Here is a 435-nt window from a genome sequence, read left to right on the forward strand (position 1 = left end):
TCAACCCAGGAGTTTGTTCTTCCTATGTGTTCTCAAGAAAGCCAGGTGACAAGGTAACAGTCTCTGGTCCTTACGGAGAATTCCACATTAACCCTACTGAAAGAGAAATGGTCTACATCGGTGGTGGTGCAGGTATGGCCCCTCTTAGAGCGCAAATTTTCCACCTTTTTCACACTGAAAAGACCCACAGAAAAGTGTCTTATTGGTACGGTGGACGTTCTAAGAAAGAGCTTTTCTACGTCCCTCATTTCAGAGAAATCGAAAAAGAGTTTCCGAATTTCAATTTCCATATCGGACTATCCGAACCACTTCCTGAAGACAACTGGAAAATCAAGAAGTCGCTTGATGACAGAGAGGCGGATGGCTATGTAGGGTTTATTCACCAAGTGTTGTATGACAATTATTTGAAGAATCACCCTGAGCCAGATGATGTGG

1 pseudogene is annotated in these 435 nt (G+C 43.4%); it reads left to right on the top strand.

Annotation, left to right across the window (positions count from 1 at the left end):
* A pseudogene (locus ACNKXV_RS13370) lies at positions 1-435 on the top strand (NADH:ubiquinone reductase (Na(+)-transporting) subunit F); the annotation flags it as partial.

This window comes from Christiangramia aquimixticola, from assembly GCF_048285835.1.
GTDB classification, from domain to species: Bacteria; Bacteroidota; Bacteroidia; order Flavobacteriales; family Flavobacteriaceae; genus Christiangramia; species Christiangramia aquimixticola.